The sequence below is a fragment of the Vibrio sagamiensis NBRC 104589 genome (assembly GCF_007990935.1).
Classification (GTDB): domain Bacteria; phylum Pseudomonadota; class Gammaproteobacteria; order Enterobacterales; family Vibrionaceae; genus Vibrio; species Vibrio sagamiensis.
The window spans coordinates 1-5,898 of record NZ_BJXJ01000077.1; the positions used below are offsets into that span (position 1 = coordinate 1).

Here is a 5,898-nt window from a genome sequence, read left to right on the forward strand (position 1 = left end):
CTCTCCTGTACTCCCTTTTAACGCTGATTTTTTGGCAAAAGAGAGCCTTTACAAGGCTTTGTATCCATGGGCTTGTTGCAACAAGCTCGTTAATCGACCATGCTCTCGTAAGTATCCGCTGTGCCATTTAAGTAGATGATCGGCACACCGAGTTTATGAGCTAGGGGTTCAGCATGCTTTTTAAATAGAGCGTACTTTTCATCTTGGGATGGAATAGCATTTCCTTTCCAGTCCACCTCACCAATAGGTGTTCTGCTGTCGTCGTTGAGGAAAAATCCTGCTATTTCTACTTTTCCGGTCGCTTTATGGCCCTCGTGAATATTTACGCCTGCAGAAGTACAGATAAGAATTTCATTTCGCTCCCTGCGAGTTTTCTCCAGTACTTCATCTGGTGTGTTAGTGTGCTTTTGATGGCGTGCCAACTCTTCTTTCAGTAACCCTGAACGTTTAAAACTAGGCATGCTCTCATAAAGGGATTTTGCTTCATCATCGTCTGGTGCGTTGACAAGTCGATCGGTACGGTCAATCAAACCGACATTGGGCTCGGACATCAGATCCTCTGGGCTGGCCGCGAGAACATTTTGCTCTGGGACTTTCAGAATTACACCAACTGAACCATAAGTGAAGGTCTTATCTTGGTTGACGATGCTGGTGCATATCACATCCCAGGAGGACATTGCCTTTTCTGCATCAATGCTAAATATTCCTGTTCCTTCCACCAGTTGACGTATGTTTGCGGTGTGAACAATAAACTGAAAATCTTGTTTTGACTGATGCCCACGAATTCCCATTTCTCCACTTACAGAAGTAGGGGGCGTAAATCCCGCACTCTTCCATGAACGCACGAAGCTTACCGGTTCATGCAGTGCCTCTGTCAGCTTCTTAGCATCCGAAGATGATGGCGACTTACCTTGCATTATTTTAACGGTGCCTTCTCTTACCTGAATTGACCTTCCGCCTTTATTTTGTCGGAGAACTTGTCCACCTTGAATTTCGTATTGCCGCCCGTCATGTAGGGTAAAGTAGCCCTGCGCCTTATTTTTGTTCATATCCTTCATTGTGGTCATCGCTTCATCCATACTTATCGTTACGGCGACACTTTTGGTTGCAGCGACACTTTGTTTCAAGGAAGGATGCTTCAGTGATGCTCCGGAAGGTGCAATGCGCTTTAAAGATTCATTTAGATCAGGATTGATTTTTGGCTGATGTGAGTTCGCCGGTCGAGTTGAATCATTAGTAACACCATTCGAGTGTGAAATGTTTAATCCAATTGTCATGATAAACTTATCCTTTTATAAGCTGCTGGGAATAGGAAATAGTTGCTTCATTTACTGGCTCTACTACTGAGCTTAGTTGGGATCTTATAGTGCTCATAAGCGCAATGAAATTGTTCAAGGTGTTCTCAAAATCGATTTCATCGCAGTCTGTGAGGTTTGCGTTGTGAACGAGGATAAGTTTGTTCTGGTCCGTCGATAGCCAGCAACGTTTCATAATATCCTGTCGCGCGTTCAGCTCCATCCCGCGGCGGAGTAAAAACAACTCATCCGGCTCAGAAACATACAGTAACTCACCATAAAACAAGAGATCCTGCCCATCTTCGGAGAGCTCAAGCAAAAGGGCGTGCTCATCTGCTACCGCATGGCATCGGCGGTCATTTAGGATTAGCTGCTCGTTGATATTCCTTAGCCAGGATTCAACAATACTTTCTCTGTCCATCTTAATTCTGATTATTTTTTATGATTTCAGGGGTAAGATTAACCTGCCTGAAAACTCCGGCTATAAGAGGTAGACTTTATTTTTTATATTTCTGGGCTTGTTGCAACAAGCTCATATCGAGCTAGTTAGACCTTAAACTCTAACGTGTTTCTGTCCAAAACTGTGCCTACGGGGCATGAAACACGAAAATGCCCCAAAGTTGTTTAGTGCTTTTACTCATTCACATTCTGTATATGATATTTTGCCTTAATCAAAGTTATTCATGTCAGCTGTAGTTTGACTTAATCGCACTTGTTATTAGATCAATCAACTTTTCCTTCACGTTGTCAGTTACTTCTTGTGAACGATGAATCTGAACGCCAATATTTCCCATTTTTGGTAATCCTTTGTTGATGATTTTGAGGGAAGTAGGACAACCTATATTTGTTCGAGCTGTAATACCTATACCTGCATTCACAGCAGGCCAAATACCACTTAGGCTCTGGCTTTGGTACACAACTTTCCATTTTATTCTTTCAGCATCCAAAGCTTCTATAGCTTTTTGTTTAAAAAGGCAGTTTGGTTCAACCACTACCAATGGTAAGGGGATATTTTTTTCTACAAAATGATCGAAGGGAAAATCTGGTGAGGAAACCCAATGTACAGGAGTATGTGCGATAATATCAGAGTATGGAGTGTGCTCAATTCCTTGCCAAGTGACTGATATATCGAGTGAACTATCTTGAATCGCCGATATTAGTCTAGCGTACCTTTCGATCATTGTATTCAATTGAATTTGTTCATTAATGCGAGTAAAACGTCCTAAGCATTCAGTTAGGATTCCCTGTGCAAAATCTTCTTGTAGCCCCACAAGTACTGAGCCTCGCAAATCAATGCACCTTAATGTTTCTAACACTTCATCGTTTAGAGCAAGCATTTTCTTCGCGTAGCTCAATAAGTATTCTCCTTGTTCTGTTGGTAATAGATATCGACCTTCTTTCTTTACTAGTGTGGAATTAGTCTGCATTTCTAGTTTTTTTAAATGTGCACTCACAGCAGATGTTGACTTGTGTTGATGTTTTGCAGCAAGAGCAAAGCTTTTATATTCAATGCCAAGTACGAATGTTTTTAGAGCCTGCAGATCCAATACAGTGTCTTTCATATCATTAATAGTCCTAAATTTATGAATTGATTATCCTGAATGTTTTGATTTTTCGAACTATCAGTAGGTGTCATTATAGACATCAGTTTTGAAATCGGAAGTGATGAAATGAGTAATAACGAAGATATATTAGCGATTGCGCCAAAGTTAAACGAGTTAACCAAAGATGTTCTATTTGGTGAAATTTGGGAGCGAAAACAGCTCGCTATGAAAGAGAGAAGTATCATTACAATTTCAGCTCTAGCCTCGTTAGGAAGGCTTGAACAATTGCCTTATCATATAGAGCTCGCAAGAACTAACGGTATCAATGATGAAGAATTAGCAGAAATATTCACTCATCTAGCTTTTTATGCTGGATGGCCTGCTGCTGTCAGCGCGATTACACGTGTCAGTGATACTAAGGCTTAGATTAGAGTGAGTATGCAGTAATTAGGAGATAGAAATGATCGCTATGCAATATAAAATAGTTCTCCCATCCGATTATCCGATGGAATCTATTGAAAAAAGAATTACAGAAAAAGGTCACTTGTTAGATGGGTTCCCAGGGTTAATTTTTAAGGCCTATCTTTATTCGCGTAAAGACGATAAAAGATATGAAAATCAAGTAAATAGTTACGCTCCATTTTATGTTTGGAGAGATCATCACGCAATGGTCTTATTTCTCCAAAGTGATGGATTCAAAGCTCTTTGCGAACAATTCGGTCGCCCAAAGGTTGATATTTGGTTCGTTGACGACGAGCCAACGGTTCCTGGTTCGCACCATTCTCTTGCATATATTCATAATAAAGTTAGTCAACATACAGATGTAAAAGGCTTAAATTATACCTCGTGGGAAACGCTCGGTTTAACGTGGTTGAGTAGCTCAGAAGGTATTAATGGTAGTAGCGGTGAAGTTTACTCTGTGGGGTATGTTGCTCATGGTCAAAATGATATTGAGTAATGAAATGCATTAGGTTCACTAATATAATGAAGTGTGTTTTGACCTAAGCCATAACACACTTTTGTCCAAAACCTTATTTAGAATAAGTGATCTAAAATTCGTCATCACTGAACATAATTTCTGTATATTTTCACAGTAATATTTAGAATTTCCAAATATCGAAACAAATATAGAGAAAAGTTTTGCGCGTTTATCCAGATAGTATATTTGGTACAAAGCTGGTAATTTATTAATTTACATATAGTTAAGTGTGCGCGTTTTCACTGGTCTAACGACATAAACGCGCATGCGCACGAATAAAATGTTAAGCGAGAGAATTGAAATATGGATCGTATTGATCATAAAGTATTGAATGCCCCGTTTACTTATGAAATTGTTTATTTCTCGTATGATGTAAATGTTTATGAACATAGAGATTCAACTATTGAGCTCCATCTAGAGAGAGATGGACTTGTAAAGAAGTTAAGATTTACTGGTCCACAAGAGCTAAAGATTGAAGAAGGTTTCCCACAAGCCACCGGGGGAATGTTCTTTGAAGATGTGTCTTCGCATGGTTTGGATGGTCTAACTGTTTATGTTGGCGATTTCGAGGCCACTACAGGTTCAATTACTTTCTGGGCTCGAAGTGTTGAGTTATTTTAATTTTAAAGTAGCAGTGCATAACAAGCGGCAGCAATCAATGATGATGAACTACATACAGAAAAATAATCGAAACATACCTTGGTTTACCAGTCTTATTGATGTTTTTTCTTGGCTGGAAATAGAAGCTAAAGATTACGATTGGCATTTCTCGGATGTTGATGGGGGTTGGGATGAGCTGGATGATCCCTCTTGGGTGGAAGGTGAAGAATTAGCCAGAAGGCTATGTGAATACAATTACCAATTTGTTTGGTCTGTTATATCTGCGTACCCAAAAGGTACTTCACCATTTACTAGCGAAAAACCGTATGCTGATGGTAACTCTGATTTTTGGTCCGGCATTCCCAAAAAACAGCTAGAAAATTCACTATTTGAAATAGTATGCTGGGATAGCAGTGCGACACTTTTTATTGGTATGCCTGATGAGCTTCAAAAAAGTTTGCTAAAAAATGCTCCAGGTATTAGAGATTTAAACAAAGAAAATGAGCGACGAAAGTGCTAACAAGGCCAGTCACAGCGATGCCACAAAACGACGGCCTAAAAATACTGGCCGCCACTTTCTGGCACGCGTGCTGGCGGCATTATGTATTTGGAGAGAAATATGGATTTTCTCGTAGGCGTAGAACTTCAAGATTCATTTGTTTTGGGTTGGAACTACTGCAATCAAACTTTGGAAATTGAACTAGAGTTCAGCATCTGGCCTGAGTCTGAATACTATAAAACTCCAAAGGCAGGTGAGTATACTTGCTATCGTTTGGGCTCTCTTCTGTTTGACAATGTTTCGAGTATTACTGGGCTTTTGAATCAAAGTGATATACAGCCAGCCCTAGATCCTGATGACTCAAAAGACTATGGAAATATAAAATATTTCGAAAAGAGCCGATCATATTTCAAGGTTGTTGGTAGCTTTGGGAGCATAGAGTTTGAGAGCTCAGGTATTCATTTTGAGCTGCGCACATACAATAGGGATTGAAGTGTATATTAGCCAACACCAATCCTCGAATGTTGAACAAGCCCTAAGCCACTTTATTAAGTAGATTGTGCAACTCAGTTTGAAGAGCATGTCGCATTGGGACTTTTCTCAAGGCGAACAACACTAACATAAGCTTACGATAGCAACCTTATCAATCAGTTAGCTATTTTTTCTACCGTCTCTTCCCCTCTGATTACCTTTGCCATTATCCTTATTGTCAAATGCCTCTCGGCTAGATCGGTCGACTAATCCCCACGCAAGCCATGGCATGCTAACAGCAAGAGGTAAGATTGCATTGTTCAACCAGTGACTTTCTGGGGAAGGTTGAGCTATTTGCCATACTTTTAGTTATTCATTAATTGCTAATATTCTATTTTCCGAAACTAATAATTGTCCAGAAATGTGCCGAAGGGGCATAAAACACGAAAAATGCCCCTCTTGAAATTTAATGTTAAATATATCTCACTAACCTATTGATTATCAATTGAA

General features: G+C 39.8%; 8 protein-coding genes. 5 read left to right on the forward strand and 3 right to left on the reverse strand.

The window, feature by feature from the left end:
* Positions 1–89 precede the first annotated feature (89 nt).
* The 3 genes from VSA01S_RS19015 to VSA01S_RS19025 form a co-directional block, all read right to left on the reverse strand.
* Complete coding sequence (locus VSA01S_RS19015; RefSeq protein ID WP_039983131.1) at positions 90–1,277, reverse strand: hypothetical protein; 1,188 nt, start codon at positions 1,275–1,277, stop codon at positions 90–92.
* Between the two features lie 7 nt (positions 1,278–1,284).
* Complete coding sequence (locus VSA01S_RS19020) at positions 1,285–1,716, reverse strand: CesT family type III secretion system chaperone (protein WP_039983132.1); 432 nt, start codon at positions 1,714–1,716, stop codon at positions 1,285–1,287.
* Between the two features lie 265 nt (positions 1,717–1,981).
* Positions 1,982–2,857, reverse strand: a complete 876-nt coding sequence (locus tag VSA01S_RS19025; protein WP_039983134.1) for a LysR substrate-binding domain-containing protein — start codon at positions 2,855–2,857, stop codon at positions 1,982–1,984.
* A 108-nt stretch (positions 2,858–2,965) separates the two neighbouring features.
* Between VSA01S_RS19025 and VSA01S_RS19030 the strand changes: the two genes are divergently transcribed.
* From VSA01S_RS19030 to VSA01S_RS19050, 5 genes are all read left to right on the forward strand, one after another.
* Positions 2,966–3,265 (forward strand): carboxymuconolactone decarboxylase family protein, encoded by a 300-nt coding sequence (locus VSA01S_RS19030; RefSeq protein ID WP_039983136.1) that lies wholly within the window; start codon positions 2,966–2,968, stop codon positions 3,263–3,265.
* 34 nt (positions 3,266–3,299) lie between these two features.
* Positions 3,300–3,797 (forward strand): DUF4865 family protein, encoded by a 498-nt coding sequence (locus VSA01S_RS19035; RefSeq protein WP_039983137.1) that lies wholly within the window; start codon positions 3,300–3,302, stop codon positions 3,795–3,797.
* Positions 3,798–4,121: 324 nt separating this feature from the next.
* Complete coding sequence (locus VSA01S_RS19040; RefSeq protein ID WP_039983139.1) at positions 4,122–4,439, forward strand: hypothetical protein; 318 nt, start codon at positions 4,122–4,124, stop codon at positions 4,437–4,439.
* Positions 4,426–4,938, forward strand: coding sequence for a hypothetical protein (locus VSA01S_RS19045; RefSeq protein WP_145993913.1), 513 nt, complete (start codon positions 4,426–4,428; stop codon positions 4,936–4,938). Before VSA01S_RS19040 ends, VSA01S_RS19045 begins: the two co-directional genes overlap by 14 nt.
* Before the next feature lie 99 nt (positions 4,939–5,037).
* Positions 5,038–5,409, forward strand: coding sequence for a hypothetical protein (locus tag VSA01S_RS19050; RefSeq protein ID WP_039983140.1), 372 nt, complete (start codon positions 5,038–5,040; stop codon positions 5,407–5,409).
* The last annotated feature ends 489 nt before the right edge of the window (positions 5,410–5,898 follow it).